This is a genomic window from Kutzneria viridogrisea DSM 43870, assembly GCF_000525635.1.
Lineage (GTDB): Bacteria > Actinomycetota > Actinomycetes > Mycobacteriales > Pseudonocardiaceae > Kutzneria > Kutzneria viridogrisea.
The window spans coordinates 5,757,591-5,774,467 of sequence record NZ_CP007155.1 but is presented as its reverse complement, the minus strand read 5'-3'; the positions used below and the strand labels follow the sequence as shown (position 1 = coordinate 5,774,467).

Genomic DNA, 16,877 nt, shown 5'->3' with positions numbered 1-16,877 from the left:
TTCGGCAGCCTCGAAGGTTAGTTGCGGCGGATGGATGAGGACGTCACCGAGTTGGTGCCAGCGGACATCGGCGAGTTCGGTGTGCACCAACAAGAACGTGTCCGGCCAGCCGGCATCTGGCCACCACGTCACACAATGAACCCCGGCCTCGTTGCTACCTCTGACGAACGCGTTCGTGTGTCGCAACTGGGCACGTACCTCCAGCCGTTGGGAAGTGTCCTGCATCGCTGTCCTCCGTGGCGCTTGACGTTCAGAGTCGAATTGGGCAAGGAGAGGCAACGGGTGGCGCTACCGCTTGATGAGCTGGCTCGGCCAGGTTGAGCAGCCGGTACATCGCCGTACGTAGGAGTCGGGCTGACTGAGCTGGCCGGGAGGTGATCAGTTCGGCGATGGTGCCGCTTCTGATACCGCAGACCTCCATAGCGCGATCTAGTTGGGAGATCACCGGTTTGTCGATGTCGAGCGTTGGGGCGAGTGCAGCGACCGCGGCCGCGATGCTGCCCGGGCGCACGGAGTGCTGCGGGTAGCTGGCAAGGAGCACCGGCGTGCCGAGAGCTGCGGCGTACTGGGTAGTGGAGCCGTGATCGCCGATTACCCAGTCGCTTGCCACCATCGCGGCCTGCCAGCCCTGCTCGGGCGGGACCACGAGGAGCCCGGCCCGGATGCAGCTTGCTAGCCAGGTCCGGATCTGCCACCGACCGTGAACTGCCCAAACACTGGGATGCAGCACGAGCGCCACGCGGTACTCCGAGCGAGGCAACTGCGCCAGCAATGCTTCGCAGAGCAGCGGGTGCTGGCCGAAGGCTGACTCGGTGGACCACGTGGAGCTAACCGTGATCAGGTGTTGGCCGTGGCACACTCCCAGCGCCTGCCGGTAGCGATCGCGGATCGGTTGGCTGGCCATCATGCGGTCAAAGCATATGTCGCCCACGACTAGGGCATTGGGCAGTGCCTCTGGACAGGATCGGCTTAGTGCTTCGAGCTCCTTGTCGTGGGTAAGCGCGACGACAGAGGGGATCAGGCGCCCGCGGTGGGTCAAGGTCTCGCGGGCTAGCCCAGTGTGTGGCAGCGCCGATGAGCCGGCGCTGCGACTGAATCGCCGAGACATCAGGCTGCTCGCCCCATGCGGCACGACGAGTACCCGGCCGTGCACCTGCTCGAGCTCTGCGTAGCTCGCCGCAAGTACAAGGTCGAAGTGATGCTGCGTTGCTTGCTGCCAAGGCACCAACACTGGGCCCAGGTCGCGGACGTACTCTGTGGTGCCCTGCCAGGAGCCCGTAGCTTCTGGGACGGTGAACAGGACCTGCAATCGATGATCGCCTTCCAGAAGCATGAGCAGGTCCAACAACCTGGTGCCAGCGGCCACAGTGGGAACAGTGACAAGTACGGTGTGGCAACCGGCCCGGGTGACTCGTCGATCGGCATCCATGCCGATGGGGCCGCGGATCCAGCGTTCGATGTGCATGATCCGCTCCTCAGCAGGCTGTGTCGTCGGTGACGGGCTGACCACAGGCAAGGAGGCGCGGCAGACCTGCGGAGCAGTCGACTACCGGCGCCCGGCAGCGCATCAGCGAGCTGGCGGCCACAACCTGATGGTTGGTGAGCAGCACGATGAGGTCGGCGGCGCCGGGTTGGAGGTTTTGGCTACGCAAGTTGGTGCCATCGCTGAGTACGAGGGCTGGCACGTACGGATCGTGGTAGCTGACGTAGGCCGTGTGATGTAGCAGTTCGAGCACTTTGACTGCTGCCGACTGCCTGATGTTGGGCACGTCCGGCTTGTAGGTGACACCCGCCACGAGGATCCGGCTACCGCGCAATGAGCGCATGCCGTTCACTGCCAGCAGGTCTTCGATGAAGCGGATCGTCGTTGCAGGCATGGCGTTGTTCCGCGCAATGGCTGCCTCTATCAATGCAGCAGGGGTGCCCTGGCGCTGCGCTGCTGAAGCTAAGAATCCAGCTGACACGGGGACACAGTCGCCACCAGCCCCGGCACTCGGGTTGTGGCGCAGGAAGCCGAACGGTTTGCTACTCGCCGCCTCCAGGACTTCCTCGGCGGCGACACCAGTCGCCTGGCACAGCATCGCCAGCTCGTTGACCAAGGAGATGTTGACCAGCCGGAACGTGTTTTCGAAGACCTTGACCAGCTCGGCTGCCTGGACGCTGCTGACCGGGATGACGTGGTCTGTCAGCCTGCGGAGAAAGCACGCCGCCCTCTCAGTGCAGGCTGGAGTGAGGCCTCCCACGACGCGTGGCAGAGACCGCAGAGGCGACAAGGCGACCCCGGGATCAATCCGCACGGGCGAGTGCGCGAGATGGAAGTCCACGCCCGGCCGCAGACCAGTGCGCTCGAGGAGTTGTGGGACGACCACCTGGTTGACGACGCCCGGCGGACACGTGCTCTGGACCAGGACCAAGTTCCCTGTACGGAGACAGGCCGCCACTGCGTCTGTCGCCTGGCGTAGCGGTGCGAGATCGGCGCCCCCAAAGCTCCCTGGTGGTGTGGGGACACACAGGACGAAGACGCCAGCGGCTGGAAGCCTACTGGCGCTCTCCTGTACACGAAGTCGGCCAGTCGCCAAAACCGCGCGAAGATCGTGCTCGGCCACCGTGGGTAGCTTGCTAGCGATGGTGCCGCGCGTAACGTCAGCCACCCGCTGAGGCGAGCTATCCACTCCCATCACCAGGTAACCCGCCTCAGCAGCAGCAACGGCCACCGGCAGGCCCGTGAACCCCAGGCCTATGACTGCAACATCGAAAGTCTCCATCGAATCCCCTCGCCAACACTGGCCGGGTACCTCCCGGACCCGCCTGGCAAGGGTGCGAAGCCAACATGGTCAACCCGCTGACACCGCCGGACGAGACTGCTGAAACTGCAGCTCAGCACGACAGCGGCGACGGGCCTATGCCCGTTTGTTCTGTACCGGCTTCCCGTATTGACAGCCAGACCAGAGAGGTAGCACAGCCCTGGGACAGACACCTGTCGCTCCGAGGGACAACCAGACTGTGCCAACTAAGTCGACCGCATGTTCTACCTATGATTTGCATTGCAACGATCCAAAAATCTCATGTCTCTTGATCTGTTCGCTAGACCAGAGGACACTACGAGGACCCGCTGTCCGCATACTGGAGCCAGCGAGGGGGGCGCCAGTGGAACCGTGCTTCACGATCTTGGGAAACACGGGCCTTCGCATGGGCGAAGAGGTCGTGACTCAGTGGGGGCATCCGAAGTTACGTGGGGTCCTCGCTGTATTGCTGTTGCATCCGGGACGTCTGGTGTCGATCGATGAACTGATCGATTGGGTGTGGCCGGAAGCTAAGGCTCCACGGGATCCGGCAACTACCATGCACACATATATCAAACGGATCCGAGAAGCGCTTCGCCCGATGAATATGGTACCCAAGATCGACGTCGTGAACGGCGCCTATCGGATCGCCGTTGATAAACAGGATGTCGACTTTTTTGTGTTCCGTGATCGCGTGGAGCAAGCAAGAGTGATCGGTCGACGCGGGAATCACGCGGACGCGTGCCAGATGGTCGAAGCTGCACTTGCGTTGTGGACGGAGCGACCACTGGCTGATCTGCAAGGTGAGAGGGCCGAAAACTGGCGAATATGGGCTCGATCGGAGCCATGGATCTCCGCACAAGGGGCGCTAACGTACGGGCTACTTGCCCTAGGTGAGTTCGATGTCGCACTGCGCAAATTAGATGACCTTCCTGTCGAATATCAGGTCAACCTCACATTGGTGAAGCGGCGACTAGATGCACTCTATCGTCTCCGCAGGCCCAAAGACGCCAAGACCTTCTACTTGAAGATGCGCAAATTCTATGTATCCGAGTTTGATCACGACGAGGCTGATGAGTTAACCCGATTCCACGGTATATTGATCGAGCGGGAGAAAAAGCGCAACACCACCACGAGAGGTAAGGTGTCCGAACGGACCGACTTGGCGCCTCAAACTCCCCACCTCCTGCCTCATGACATTCCGGACTTCGCTGGTCGTGAAGATCTACTGCGCGCACTTGACGCTATGGTTACCGCATCCACCGGGGAACCTATCCCTCAGATCATTGTCTTGGAGGGCCCGCCGGGAGTGGGAAAAACAGCGGTAGCGACTCACTGGGCTCACCACGTTGCTGAACGCTTTCCCGGGGGACGGCTGTATGTCGATTTGCAAGGGTTTGCTGACCTACCTCGAGTAGAGTCATCGGACGTTGTGGAACGTTTTCTCGCCGCCTTCGATTTTCCCGTTGAACGTCTACCGACTGCTATGGCGAGATCGTCGAAGCTGGCAAACCTACTATCTGGCCGGCGCGTACTCGTTATACTCGACAACGCCGAAGATTCTCGGCACGTTCAATCGCTACTCGAGTGTCTATCCACCTGTCTCGTTCTCGTGACGAGTCGTCAGCGGCTTAGCAAACTTGCTCGACGAGGCGCGTCTAGTCTCACTGTACTACCGCTTCAACCGCGGGAATCCATAGAGTGGCTATCGCAACGGGTGGGGCAACGTTCGCTTGCTGACCCAGAGTCGGTTCGTGATATAGCAGCTCTGTGTGGCGGAAACGCGCTCTCTCTTCGTGTCGTGGGTGAACACATCGCTGGTCACCCAGACGTGCCACTGGCAGATTTCGTTGAAGAGTTGCGCGACGAGCGTGCTGTGCTCAATCTTGGTGACGATGGCGATGGGCCAGACGCGAGTATCCGGGCAAGTCTTTCCTACTCGTATCAGAAGCTCGAAGTAGAAGAGCGGCGACTATTTAGATTACTCGGCATTCATCCAGGTTCCGAGATCAGCCTCGCTGTCGCAGCTGCTATAGCAGCTCGTGCACCAAAGATAGTGCAACGTTCGCTGGATATTCTCCTAAGTGCACACCTGGTAACTCAGGTCAAATCTCGAGATCGCTACCGATTTCATGATCTGTTGCGTGAATATGCGGTGGAGCTCGCAGGGTCGCCTGCGCATGAAGCGGAACGCCTTGCCGGTGAGGAACGGATGCTGAGCTTTTATCTACATACCGCAAGTAATGCCGACCTCGCAATCTTTCCCCATGGCCAGCCTGTGCCAATGCTTTCAGTGGTTGAGGCTGTAATGCCCGAGAAATTCGGAAACTACGAGGATGCGACAAACTGGTTTGTTCGAGAGCGGGCAAACCTTAGTGCGGTGGTTCGCTATGCAGTTGATCATGGCTATTACGCATACGCACTTCCATTGCCCAGTTGTGTCGGTGAGATTTACCTGCGCCTTGGGTATTATGGTGACATACTCGATTCTCTGAATCTTGCTATCCACTCTGCGCGGATTACCAAAGATGCGCTGGGTGAAGCATATTCGATCAATAACCTTGGTGTTGCGTACCTCAACCTGCGTCATTTTGATCTCGCTGAGTCATATTTGAAAGTGGCCAAACAAAAATTCGACGAAATCGGCCTAATGCTCGGTAGTGTGATAGCTACGCACCATCTGGCACGCCTGCAAGTGGAGCGTGGAGAGTACAAGCGCGGTATCGAGTCTCACCTGACTGTATTGAGGGACCTGCGGAGTATTGGCGCAAAGGGGCAAGAGGTGATCGCCCTCTATCGGCTGGGTGAGGCATACCGGCGTGCGCACAACTTGGCTGAAGCGATTTCATTTTCTCGAGATGCGCTTTGGCACGCTGAGCGACTCTCGGACGACCGAGGTCAGGCATTCAGCCTGGCTGAACTGGGTGCTGCCTACGCGGAGCAGGGCGACTTGACGGCAGCCAAAGGATATTGTAAGCGTGGGCTCGCTATTAGTGAGCGGCTGAATGGTGCTGATCTATCCGCCAAGGCGTGCATGACTTTGTCTCAAATAAGTTGCCACGAGCGGCAATTTGTTGAGGCAGAACGATATGCAAGGAAAGCGCTCGATCTCTGTGTGGAGGTCCGAGACGCTCGAGGTGAAGCTACCGCTTACGAGCTCCTTGGACACGCGCTATACACCCAAGGAGAACGTGAGGGAGCTGTTCAAGCATGGCGGAGAGCCCTGGCGGTGTTCGAAGACCTTGGTGATCCTCAAGCGAGCTCGGTTCGTGTGCAACTCGCCGAGACGGCGGCATCACTGCCTGCGGTTCCACCTGAGCAGGCCGGGGCGCCTACCGAGGATCCGGGGTCGTTCCACCTGCGTTCCAGCAGAGTGGGAAAATATTCGGATCGTTAGCCGATGCGCGTGTGGACCGATCTATTTTGAGTATTCAAGCGTCCCGACGTGAAGAACATTCGCACCCGGTCAGGTGGTAAGCGCTGGCTCTCGAAGGTCGCTTGACGTCGCACGCATAACAGGGTACAACTGCTGTTGATCATGCTCAAGGCGGGCGCGATCGCCAGCTATGGAGGATTACCATCAGTACTTGCAAAACCCTGGCCGGTGTTGCACTCGGTCTCGGCCTGCTTTGGCATGCGTCCTCGGCCTATTCCGATTACGGTACCATGAACCACGCCGTTCTGTCAGCTGTGGATCAAGCGCATGTCGTCCAAGCCCTGCCTGCGACGATGATATGGATGAGCAGCGAAGCGGGTCCTACCTCCATGATCTGGATGAGGAAGTGTGACATTACGCACGAGGGTAGTCCTGTAGTTGCGCAGCCTGGCGAAGGTGTGCGGGTGTAGAGTGGTTTAGTCGGCACCAACGAGCAACGACAGTCGTTGCTCGTTGGTGCCTGGACTTCTTGTTTCAGGATTTTTCAGGTTCTGATGCCCGAGGCTCCTGCACTACCACAGCGGACTCCATGACTATACGCCGCTACTGCCCGCCGTCACGGTGAATGGCCCGTCCTGACAGAGCTGATGTTGCTCCAGCGACATCTCTGACGTAAGACCGCGAGAGTCAGGCCGACAGGGATACTTCGTCGTTGAGGCTGCGGGGGTGTCTGTGTGGTCATCCAACCGGCGCCGCAGTACGGCCTCGTCGAGTTTGGTGTTCAGGTGCCGTAGGGCGGGAGGGCGTCGATGATGGCCTGGTCGGTGTCGCTGAGAGCGACGCATTCGGTGACGAGTTCCTGAAGTTCGAAGGTGGTCTGGCTGATCTGGCCGACACCGGCTCGGGGTAGCTGTGGGCCAGTCCTTCGGTAATGGGGACGATGTCGACCAAAACGTTGACGGCCAGCTGCGGCAACTCCTCCAGGCCGTCCCAGGCTGTGGCCAGGTCCCGCAGAGCATCGGTGAGGGCAGTGTAGGATTCCTGGTCGAAGCCGTCATTCATCCGTAGAGTCAGCATGAACGTGTCCCACGTGACGAGTAGTCGCAGAACCTCGTTGGAGGACAAGGACTTCTCACTTCAGGTCATAGGCACCGTTTGGCCCAGGTTATTGCCTCCTAGGGGGACGCTCGGCCAGGAGGTCCTCCTGGCTGGAGGAGCCCAGCCGCCGAAGTGGGGCGCTGCGACACTGGGCGGCGGCCCTTGCCTCCGGCGTAGACATGTCAATGGCACCACACTGCTGTTCACGCGGTCGCTTGCGTCCACAGTGTCTCGAATGTGTCGCGGTCGATCTGCTGTGCGGTGAACTCCTCCTGCTTGTTGATCTCCGTGAGCGGAGGCACCGGGATCTCACCCAGTCCGGTGTGGGCGCTCTCGTGCTCGGCGTCAGCCCACTCCAGGTGTCCGTCGGGGAAGACGTTGACCTTGCGGGTCTCGTAGTCGTCGTCACCGACCTCGCTGTACAGGGTCAGCGGTTCGTCGGGGAAGTCGTGTTGCCAGTCGACACGCAGGTACCACACCATCAGTTCCGTCCTATCCGCACGATTCGGCCGTGCAGGTTCAGCGGCTTGTCCCCGGGAATGTAGAACACGTTGGGCCTGTCCTTCACCTGGTAGACATCCAGTCCGGTGACGTCGATCTCGACGAAGTGGCTGAACTTGCGCCCCGCCCAGGGAACGTGCAGGAACGCGGCCGAGAGTTGGCCACCAGTCTTGGTTCCCGGTGCGATGTCGGACAGGTATTGGCCGTCGCCGTAGCGGGCGTCCTTCGGGTTGTGTTCCTTTGTCGAGGCCCACAGTTCGTTGCTGTCGAGGATCTTCTTCGCCCGGTCCTCGGTGGTGTAGTGGTACAGCGTGCGCCGCGGTGGGTCCGGTCGCTGCAGCGGGTTGTTGGTCTGGCAGGACTTCAGTCCGAGCGGGTCGATCCACCCGGTCGGGTTGGGCACGTAGCTGTGCGGGTTCGGGCCACCGTGCAACCCGATCGGGTCCGGGCTGGTGTAGGTGGCGTCGGTAGGGTTGTAGTGCCGGAAGTAGTTGTAGTTCTGCCCGGACTCGGCGTCGTGGTACTGGCCAGGGAACCGCAGTGGGCAGTGCGTTCGCTGCAGCGGTGCGGGCAGCGCCACGCCCCAGTGGGTGCTTGTCTGGCGCCACGCCAGCTCGCCGTTGGCGTCGACGAGTTCGGTGGGGGTACCCACCAGGTCCGTGATGATGGCGTAGAACTGGTCGTCGATCCATTCCTGCGGGGCACTGGCGGCAGGGAGGCGTTCGGCCTGGGTGAGTGGGGTCGTGGTGCCGGGCCGGTAGTCCCAGCTGGTGGCGCGCCCGCGGGGATCAGCTTGTTCGGCTAGGGTCAACCCGTCCCAGGTGAATACGGTCTGCTCGGCGATACGCCCTTCCGAGGTGAGGCGGTGCTTGGCGACGCGGCGGCCCAGCGCGTCGTAGGTGTAGCGCCAGGTGGTCTGGTTCGGGTCGGTGACCGCGACGAGCCGGTCCTGGCTATCCCAGTGGTAGCGCCAAAGCACGGCCTTGCCGGACAAGGTGCGCGAGTGCCGCGCGGTGAGCCTGCCCTGCGCGTCGTGCTCGAAGCGGACACCGCCCACGCTGCGAATCAGCGTGCCCTGGTGCTGGCGGGGACCGGCCACGTGGGGTTCGTCAGGGTGGGGCAGTCGGCTGTCGGTGATGTTGCCGCTCGGGTCGTACCGGTATTCCTCGCGGTGCCCCAGGGCGTGGACGGCGGTGGCGCGGCCGAGGTCGTCGAGTTCGAAGGAGCGCACGCCGGCGAGTTGGTCGATGACGTGGGTGACGGCGCTGTCGACGCGGTAGGTGTAGGCGCGGCGCTGGACCAGGCGCTGCCGGTCGGCGATCGGGGTTGTCGCGGTGAGGGCTTGGGTGTGCAGGCGGTGGTTGGCATCCCAGGTCTGGGTCAGGGCGGTGACGCCGAAGTGGCGCGTGGTCTCCCGGCCTGCGAGGTCGTGCTCAAACCGCAGCGTCTGTCCCGCGACCTGCACGGCGGCGGGGTTGCCTGCCGGGTCGAAGTCCCATTGCGAGATCGTGCCGCTGGGCGTGATCCGCTGCACCCGGCGGCCGGCCGGGTCGAAGTGGCTGCGTAGGGTGCGGCCGTTGCAGGTCTCGGCGATGACCCGACCCAACGGGTCCCGTTCGAGGACCAGGTCGGTGCTGGCATTGGTGGCCCGCACCAGCCGGTCGGCCGCGTCGAAGACGAAGGTACTCGCCTCCTCCTCGGTCTGGCATCGGACAATGCGGCCCAGCAGGTCGTAGTCCAGCGTGGTGACCTGGTCCAGGCTGTTGCGGCGCGTGGTGAGCTGCCCCGCGGCGTCCCACGTGAACTGCACGGTGGCGCCGTTGACGTCGGTCTGCCCGATCAGGTTGCCCGCAGGGTCGTAGTCGTAGCGCCACACCAGTCCGGCTGGGTCGGTGACCTGGATTAGGCGTAGTTCGGTGTCGTAGTCGAACAGGGTGCGGCCCCCGGCGGGGTCCACGCGTGCCAGCGGTCGGTCGAAGGGGCCGTACTCGGTGCGGGTGATCGCACCATGCGGGGCGTGGTGCTCAACCGGGTTGCCCTCCCCGTCGTAGCTCCACCGGTCGGTGGCGCCGTCGGGCAGGATCCGGGCGGCGAGATAGCCCTCGAGGGTCCAGGACAGGCGGGTGGTGCCGCCGACCGGGTCGTGGATCGCGGTGATCCGGCCCCAGCCATCCCGCTCGTAGCCGGTGACGGCGCCGCGCGGATCGGCCACCTGGACGGGCAGACCAGCCGCGTCGCAGGTGTAGTGGGTCGTGGCGCCCAGCGGGTCGGTGATCGTGGTCAGGTGGTGGCGGTCATCGTAGGTGAAGCGCGTCGTCGCGCCGGCGGGATCGGTCGCCGCGATCACGGCGCCCTGCGTGTTGTACGCGCGGCGCCATATCGCGCCGTCCGGGTCGACGATGACGGTCGGCAGGTGCAGCTCGTTGTACTCGGCGAGGACCTGGGTGCCGTCCGGGCGGGTGATCCGGGCGAGGTCGCCAGCCTCGGTGTACTCATACAGGGTTGTCCGACCGAGCGGGTCGGTGCGGGCGAGCAGCCGGTCGTAGGCGTCGAACTCCGAGCGGGTCTGACCGCCTAACGGGTCGGTGATCGCCGTGATCTGCAGCGCGTCGTTGAGGTGGTAGCGGGTGGCGTGCCCGAGGGAGTCGGTCGCGGTGGTGACCAGGTTCTCCCGGTCGTAGTCGAAGGTGTAGCTCAGGAACCCGTCCGGGCTCTCGCCCCGCACGCAGCGCCCGGCGGCGTCGTAGGTGTACTGGTAGGACCGGTCGTTGCGGTCGGTCCACCTCGTTAATCGGCCTTCGGCGTCGTAGTCCAGCCGCAGCGCCAGGCCGGAGCCGTTGACGATCTCGACCAGGCGCCGCTGGGCGTCGTAGCCGAACCGGTGCACCACCGTATCGGTCTCGCCCGGCACGACCAGCTCGGTGATCAGCCCGTCGTCGGAGTGGAGGCCGATCTGGTAGCCGCCGGAGTGCCGCACCCGGACCGGGATGCCGGCGAGGTCGTGGTCGATGTCGATGCGGTTGGCGGCGCGGTCGGTGATCGCGGTCAACGCCAGCACGGCTGTGCCGCCGGTGAAGTGCAGGGTGTGCCCGGTTCCGGGGTCGTGGACCTGGTAGCCGTGCTCGGTCCGTCGCAGCGGCCAGCGCGGGCCCTCCACCGGTAGTGCCGCGTCCTCGTCTACCGGGTTCGGGTAGGACAGCAGCATGCCGTCGGCGGCGACGAACACCACGCCGTGTTCGTCGATCTCCAGCCGTTGGTCCAGGGTGGACGCCCACGAGGACCCGAACAGGCGCCCCACCCGGTAGGAGGACAAGTGGGTCCTGCTCAACACCAGCGGCAGCGCGCCCGGCAGCTCCAGGTCGGTCTCGGTGAGCAGGACATCGCCGGTGGCCAGGTCCACAGGGTCGCCGCCGGTGCACTTCTTGCCGTTGGGGATGGCGTGCTGGCGCGGGTTGTTCCCCAAGTGCCCGCGTGCCGAGGCGGTACGGGTCCCTGTGCTGCCCCGACTGCTCCGTGAGCTGGTACCGCTGTGGCCGCTGCCGGTTTTGGTGTCGGGGTGTAGACGTTTGAGTAGTCCGGCGCCGTGGTGGTCGGCGTCCTCGTGGAGGTTGGCGGTGGTGTGCAGGTGCTTGCCCGCGGTGCCCACGACCCGGCCGCCCTGGCCGAAGACTTTGCCGGTGATCTGTAGGCCTTTGCCGAAGGCCTTGCTGATCACGCTGCCGAACCCGGAGCTGTCCCTGGAGGCGTGGGAGAGGAGGTTCTGCCCCGCCGACTCCAGCTTCTGCCCGCCTGCGGTGAGCTTGCCACCGAAGTCAGCCAACTTGCCGCCGGAACGGCGCATGTGCTCAGGATAGATGTTGATCTTGCTCACGGCGGGTCTCCATCAGGCCGAGGTCAGAGCACCCACTGACTGGTCGCGGTGATCGCTGCTGCGGCGAGTCAGTGGTGACGGGGTCAGGGCTGGTAGCCGGGTTCGCCAATCACGGGCGGGACTGTCTTCTCTCCGGTGCCCCAGTGCTCGTCGGTGGGCTCGAGGAACTTGTTGGTGTGCTCCAGGTCCTCCTCACCCTTACTACCCTTCCCGCGACCCGCAGGACCGCCCACACCTGGGCCACCAGCCGCGCCCGCACGCCCCGGCGCCCCAGCCGCTGTACGCCCTGCGAGGCCGCGTTCCTCCAGTTCTCCGAGCCCGGCCCCGCTGCCAGGACCACCAGGCCGCGGGCCACTGCCTGAGCCTGCCCGCCCGCTGGTGCCCGATCCACCCGCGCCACCGCTGACACCAGCTGGTCCGCGGCCTGATCCGCCGGGGCCACGGCCGGATCCTGGTGGCTGGTCCCGGTCGCCGATCGGCACTCCCGGCGGCGGCACGATCACCGGCGGCGGCGTGCCGATCGGCGGAGGGGGTGGTGGGAGAGGCGGCCGGTTCCAGATCGGCGGGTTCGGGCCCGGTGTCGGCGTGGACGGTGGGGCATCCTGCAGCTTTGTCCCGCCTGGTGGCAGCTGTCCCGGGGACCGGTCGACAAGGCCACGCTGGTCAGTGTCGTGTGGTGTCCGGGGTCCGCCGCCGGGACCGAGTGGACCGGGGTCGCCAGGATGGTGGGGCAGGGGGTCGCCGGGTTGTTCGGGTGGGATGGTGTCGATGCCGTTGCTCTGCGGCACCACCGGGAACACGGTGACGTTGCTGGTCGTGCTGGTCGTGCTGGTGCGATAGTCCGAGTAGATGCGGGCGGCGTTGTCCGAGGCGTCCATCGCCTGCTGTTCTTGGATTTCCTTGTCGGTCTTGTCGCCGGTGATGTGCGCCAACCCGCGGGAGAGCCAGTCGTCGCTGGCGGTGACCTCGACCGGGGCGGGCATCTTGTCCCGTACATCGGTGAAGTGCGTGACCTGGTCCTCGTGGACCTTGCCGACCGTGTGCGCGATCTGCTTGGCGTCCAAGACGAACTGTGCCATCGGCGTCACGTCACCGTGGAAAGCATCGGCGGCCGAGCTCTGCCAGGCCGCGTGCGCTTGGCTTAGCCCGGTGGTGATCAATCCGTGGATCTCATCGAACTTGGTGCTGATGTCGTCCTGCCAGCTGCCGACGGCGCCGGACAGGCTGCTGGGCCCGTTGCCGTGGTGGACCTGGTCGTAGATCGTCTTGTGGTCGAACGCGGCGTGCGCCTCGCCGGCCACCTCGGTGCTGAACGGCCACATCCGTGCTGTCCTCCTACTGCCCGGCGGGAAGGTTGGCCAGCACTGCGGTGGCGACCTTGGGCGCGAACGCGCAGGGGTTGTGGTAGTCGGGGTTGCCCTTGCCGTCGATGAACACGGTCAGCGAGAGCACTTGAGTGTCGGAGACCCCGACGAACAGGCCGCAGGAGATGTCCTGCTTGTCCACCTGCACCGAGGGGTAGCCGGCGACCGTGGTGGGCTGGAAGCTGTCGAACTTGGACTTCGAGCTGTAGGTCTGGGCCAAGCCCTTGCCGGTGGTGGTATCAGGAGACAGGTGGATCGCCACCTCAGCGGTGTTCCACTCGCAACTGCCCTCGCCCCATGGGGACTTCCCGGTCTTCGGGTTCGTCGCCGCGCCTAGGGTCTGCAGTTGCTGCGTGGTCAACAGCTGACAGGCAGGGACGCCCGTGAGCTTCTTCGGGGAGGCCACCTTTGGCACCGCGCTGTCGCTGGCGGAGGAGCTGGTGCTGGTCGGCGTCGGGGTGGGCGTGCTGGTGGTCTGCGGCGAGCACGCCACCACGGCGGCAGCGAGCAGCAGGCAGGTACCTGTCTGCAGGATCCGGTGCATCACGGAGTTCACAGTCGCGTTCACGTCCTGGTCGTCAGCTCTTGAACTTGATCTCGGCGCTGGTGTCGGCCACCTTGTACAGCTGCATCGACTTGTCCACGTTCGCGATCATCTCGTCGCAGCGGGCCATGCAGTCGTTGAGGGTCTTGGTCAGACAGCCCTCGCCACCACCCGCGAGCTTGGCGAGGTTGTCCACGGCCTGCTTGCTGACCTCGTCGTCACCAGGGGCATTGAGGTAGCGCAGGTTCTGTGCGGTCGACAGCATCTCCCGGAAGCGGTCCTTGGCCTGCAGGAACGTCGCCTTGACCGTCGGCAACCGGTCCGGTTCAACCATGAGCTGGCCAGAGGTGAACCCGCCCTTGCCGTCGCTGGCCCAGGTGGCCAGTACCGCCTTCTCATGTCCCACAGCCAAGGTGTCCGGCGTGCGGAAGCCCTCGGTCACCGTCGGTCGCCCTCCTCGAAACTGGTGGTGGTCATCGCTCGTGGCGCAGTCCGTCGACCAACTCGTCCAGCACCCGCCCCAGCAGTGGCGTGCTGGCCGGCGCCACCACCGTGTATTCGCTGCGCGGATACATCGCGACCCGACCCCGGTCGGTGTCGAGGACCTTCACCGGCTGCTGGCCGCGACGCCGCACGCCCGCGCTGTCCCGGACAGCCGCGCCGAAGGTCCCGTAGCCAGTCCGTGGTGACCCAGCCAGCACGGTCAGGGTCCGGGCGACATCCGAGCGGATGCCCCGCGCCCGCAACCCTGCCTCTACCGCAGCGTCCGCTACCTCGCCGAGGGCCGAGGCTTCGGTCACCGCGGCCTCCAGTTCGGCGGTGGGCAGGCTCACCGTGTGGCCCGGCGCGGGCGGCACGGCAGGCAGCAGGCCGAGCAATGAGCTGGTGACGGCGTGGTCGGGGATGGTGTCGATCCGAACCTGGTCACCGTCAACCAAGAAACGGACGGCGTGACCAGCGCGTGCGGTGACGCAGGCCCGCAGCTCGCGCCCAGGGGCCGGGGCGTACCGCAAGTCCAGCTCGAACGAGGCGTGCGCGATCAGAGTGAGGGCCCCGTAGAGGTCGTCGTCCAGGTGGCGGTCGAGTAGGCTCCGAGCCCGCAGCCGCGCCTCGGCCTGTTCCAGGGCGTGCTGTGGGTCGGTGGGTGGCTGGGTGTGGTTGCGCCAGGTCAGGATCGCTGGGAGCGCGGGGAGACGGGATCGCTGCCACGCCACCCCGAGCTCGGCGTAGTCCAGCTTGATGACTGCCACGAGACCCCCGTCCCCGCTGATGTGCCCAACCCACCCGAGGGTAGCGGATCAGTCACAGTGCGGAAGCAGAACGTGGAAACCGGGGGAGACGGGGGCGGTCAGCCGGCGGCGTCGATCAGTCGCCACGCCTCGTCCAGGTACCGCACCAAGCGGGTCGCGGTCAGCGGGTCGAGCACAACCTCATAAATCAGCTTGCCGGGCAGTTCCAGGTACAGCTGCCGTGGCCCGCAGTCCGCCTCCTCCGGCACCGCGACCGCGCCGGGATGCGGGTGCACGCCAAGCAGCCGGTCTCCGTGCACAGCATGCCGGACCGGCACGTACATGACGTGGCCGCTGAGAACGGCAGTGACCAGTTCCGCGATTCCGGACACGTCCAGGCTGACCGTGAACGTCTCTGGCGAGCCTAATCTGAGGAATGCTCGGTGATGGTCCTCGGTGAGTCCGAGGACCACCACCGACGGCGCACCATCCAGCAGGTGAACCGCGAGCTGGTGACCGAATCGCATGGCACGTGTCCTTCCGGTGTGATCTGTACGCGCCGTCAGTCAGCGTCGGGGATGGTGGTTATCCACGCGCGCCTGATGAGCGCCTCGGTAGCCAGGGCGTCGCGCAGGCAGACGGGGTGCACCTCCAGCAGGCGCAGCCACTCGTGGCCAACCCACCGCACGATCCGGTCACTCGCACGGGTCAGGGTGACGTCGAAGACGAACACCAACTCGACGCTGGCCTCCGCCGTGGCGTGTTCGAGGACCGCACAGAAGTCCATCGTCCGCGCCCAAGTGGCGAGTTGGTCGTGCAGAATCCGTCGCAGCGCCCGTTCGACGGATTCGCCGAGGTTCACCGGGCCGCCGGGGAACACGAGTGCGTGCTCAGTGGGCAGGGTGAGGTAGTGGCCGTCGGTGGGGCGGCAGGTCAGGGCGACCACCGACACTCGCGAGCCACCGGCTGCGGTCATGACGCCGCTCCGGCCTTGGCCGCCTGCTGCTGTGGAGGCGCTGCCAGTCGCGGGGTGGCGGGACGGCAGCCGACGAGCTCGCCGGCTCCGCTTGCCTTGGCCAACTTGGCCGCCCAGATTGCCCAGGCCGCGCTGTGGTCGTGTCCCGTGGTTCGGCGTTCCGCTGTGGTGTCCCTGCTCAGGTCGAGGACGAGGCCGGGGTCCTCAGCGTGCTGGCCGATGTGGATGTGGACCTGGTCGTGGTGGGTCGGCTGGATGAGGAACTGGTCGCCGGGCAGGCCCATGACCGGGTGCAGCAGGAACAGCGCGGCTGCCAGCGCGGGTGAGTGGCCCCCGGTCCACCGCACCTGCACGGTTCGGTCTCCGAGGGCGGTGGCCTGGGCGCCGGTGGTCCCGGCGCACACCGCCTGGCGGCGCAACAGGCTGCTGGTCAGCGCGGCCAGCTCCGGAGGTACCTCTCCGCGGTGCCTGGCTAGGGCGGTGGTCTCGTGGTCGCAGAGTGGTCGTGGCTCGGCTTCGCGGGAGCAGAAGGTGTGGGTGGGTAGGCCGGTGACGTGCTGGACGAACGCGGTGGCGGCCAGCCACTGTCGGTAGGAGACCGCGGCGATGAGCACCGAGGTTTTCGGGGCGTGGTTCTGGACTAGTTGGACGTGCCGTCGGTGCAGTTGTGCGTGTAGCCCCGGTACCCCGGTGAACTGGCCCTCCGCGGTACGCGGGAGTAGTTCCAGTAGCAGGACCGGCAGCGCGGCCGGGGTCAGGTGCAGAATGAGTTTGTCCGGCTGCGGCCGGACCATCCGGAATACCCCCGCCTCTCCGGGTACGCGCTGCCGTAGGTGGGCGTGTGCGCGACCGGCCGCGAAGAGGATCGCCGCCTCCAGGTCGCGTTGCGCCGGGCTGGTGGCCTCGGGCAGCAGGTGGTTGCGGATCCGCGTGGGGACCGGGTCCAGGGTGTTCTCCCCGAGCAGGCGGGCTGCGTGGTTGTGCGCGAGGGCCCGCAGCACCACGGCCCGCTCCTCCGAAGACAGGGCGCTGGTGCCCTCGGCGATGGCGGGCAGGACGCTGGAGTCGGTCTCGCCGGTGTAGCTGCTGCGCAGTGCGGCTAGGCGACGGATCAACGAGGTGCGGTTGGGCATGA

12 protein-coding genes are annotated in these 16,877 nt (G+C 64.9%); 1 reads left to right on the top strand and 11 read right to left on the bottom strand.

The window, feature by feature from the left end; all coding sequences use genetic code 11:
• Positions 1 to 250: 250 nt before the first annotated feature.
• Both KALB_RS25685 and KALB_RS25680 read right to left on the bottom strand, forming a co-directional pair.
• Positions 251 to 1,465 carry a hypothetical protein gene (locus KALB_RS25685; protein ID WP_025358577.1) on the bottom strand — a complete coding sequence of 405 codons (1,215 nt, stop codon included), beginning with the start codon at positions 1,463 to 1,465 and terminating at the stop codon, positions 251 to 253.
• A 10-nt stretch (positions 1,466 to 1,475) separates the two neighbouring features.
• Complete coding sequence (locus KALB_RS25680) at positions 1,476 to 2,765, bottom strand: nucleotide sugar dehydrogenase (RefSeq protein WP_025358576.1); 1,290 nt, start codon at positions 2,763 to 2,765, stop codon at positions 1,476 to 1,478.
• 424 nt (positions 2,766 to 3,189) lie between these two features.
• Here KALB_RS25680 and KALB_RS45620 point away from each other — a divergent pair, with 424 nt between their 5' ends.
• On the top strand, positions 3,190 to 6,180 hold the full coding sequence (locus KALB_RS45620) for an AfsR/SARP family transcriptional regulator (RefSeq protein ID WP_148309637.1): 2,991 nt from the start codon (positions 3,190 to 3,192) through the stop codon (positions 6,178 to 6,180).
• A gap of 1,280 nt (positions 6,181 to 7,460) precedes the next feature.
• Here the strand turns inward: KALB_RS45620 and KALB_RS25675 are convergent.
• From KALB_RS25675 to KALB_RS25635, 9 genes are all read right to left on the bottom strand, one after another.
• The gene (locus KALB_RS25675; RefSeq protein WP_236650012.1) at positions 7,461 to 7,739 is read right to left on the bottom strand and encodes a DUF6881 domain-containing protein; all 279 of its coding nucleotides are present in this window, start codon (positions 7,737 to 7,739) and stop codon (positions 7,461 to 7,463) included.
• The gene (locus KALB_RS25670) at positions 7,739 to 11,629 is read right to left on the bottom strand and encodes an HYD1 signature containing ADP-ribosyltransferase family protein (protein WP_025358574.1); all 3,891 of its coding nucleotides are present in this window, start codon (positions 11,627 to 11,629) and stop codon (positions 7,739 to 7,741) included. The genes KALB_RS25675 and KALB_RS25670 overlap by 1 nt, the downstream gene beginning before the upstream one ends.
• A gap of 83 nt (positions 11,630 to 11,712) precedes the next feature.
• Complete coding sequence (locus tag KALB_RS25665) at positions 11,713 to 12,951, bottom strand: PPE domain-containing protein (RefSeq protein ID WP_025358573.1); 1,239 nt, start codon at positions 12,949 to 12,951, stop codon at positions 11,713 to 11,715.
• Between the two features lie 13 nt (positions 12,952 to 12,964).
• Complete coding sequence (locus tag KALB_RS25660; RefSeq protein WP_025358572.1) at positions 12,965 to 13,561, bottom strand: DUF3558 domain-containing protein; 597 nt, start codon at positions 13,559 to 13,561, stop codon at positions 12,965 to 12,967.
• A gap of 10 nt (positions 13,562 to 13,571) precedes the next feature.
• Positions 13,572 to 13,979 carry a hypothetical protein gene (locus tag KALB_RS25655; protein WP_025358571.1) on the bottom strand — a complete coding sequence of 136 codons (408 nt, stop codon included), beginning with the start codon at positions 13,977 to 13,979 and terminating at the stop codon, positions 13,572 to 13,574.
• Positions 13,980 to 14,010: 31 nt separating this feature from the next.
• Complete coding sequence (locus KALB_RS25650) at positions 14,011 to 14,787, bottom strand: ESX secretion-associated protein EspG (protein WP_025358570.1); 777 nt, start codon at positions 14,785 to 14,787, stop codon at positions 14,011 to 14,013.
• 98 nt (positions 14,788 to 14,885) lie between these two features.
• Positions 14,886 to 15,293: a hypothetical protein gene (locus KALB_RS25645; protein WP_025358569.1), complete on the bottom strand. Its 408-nt coding sequence runs from the start codon at positions 15,291 to 15,293 to the stop codon at positions 14,886 to 14,888.
• Positions 15,294 to 15,328: 35 nt separating this feature from the next.
• The gene (locus KALB_RS25640; RefSeq protein WP_025358568.1) at positions 15,329 to 15,742 is read right to left on the bottom strand and encodes an NUDIX hydrolase; all 414 of its coding nucleotides are present in this window, start codon (positions 15,740 to 15,742) and stop codon (positions 15,329 to 15,331) included.
• Positions 15,739 to 16,875 carry a hypothetical protein gene (locus tag KALB_RS25635; protein ID WP_025358567.1) on the bottom strand — a complete coding sequence of 379 codons (1,137 nt, stop codon included), beginning with the start codon at positions 16,873 to 16,875 and terminating at the stop codon, positions 15,739 to 15,741. Before KALB_RS25635 ends, KALB_RS25640 begins: the two co-directional genes overlap by 4 nt.
• Between the last annotated feature and the right edge of the window lie 2 nt (positions 16,876 to 16,877).

Excerpts from the sequence above, each read along its gene's own strand:
- KALB_RS25685 (WP_025358577.1), bottom strand. The coding sequence starts at position 1,465 with ATGCACATCGAACGCTGGATCCGCGGCCCCATCGGCATGGATGCCGAT.
- KALB_RS25680 (WP_025358576.1), bottom strand. The coding sequence starts at position 2,765 with ATGGAGACTTTCGATGTTGCAGTCATAGGCCTGGGGTTCACGGGCCTG.
- KALB_RS25665 (WP_025358573.1), bottom strand. The coding sequence starts at position 12,951 with ATGTGGCCGTTCAGCACCGAGGTGGCCGGCGAGGCGCACGCCGCGTTC.
- KALB_RS25645 (WP_025358569.1), bottom strand. The coding sequence starts at position 15,293 with ATGCGATTCGGTCACCAGCTCGCGGTTCACCTGCTGGATGGTGCGCCG.
- KALB_RS25675 (WP_236650012.1), bottom strand. The coding sequence starts at position 7,739 with ATGGTGTGGTACCTGCGTGTCGACTGGCAACACGACTTCCCCGACGAA.
- KALB_RS25640 (WP_025358568.1), bottom strand. The coding sequence starts at position 15,742 with ATGACCGCAGCCGGTGGCTCGCGAGTGTCGGTGGTCGCCCTGACCTGC.
- KALB_RS45620 (WP_148309637.1), top strand. The coding sequence starts at position 3,190 with ATGGGCGAAGAGGTCGTGACTCAGTGGGGGCATCCGAAGTTACGTGGG.
- KALB_RS25635 (WP_025358567.1), bottom strand. The coding sequence starts at position 16,875 with ATGCCCAACCGCACCTCGTTGATCCGTCGCCTAGCCGCACTGCGCAGC.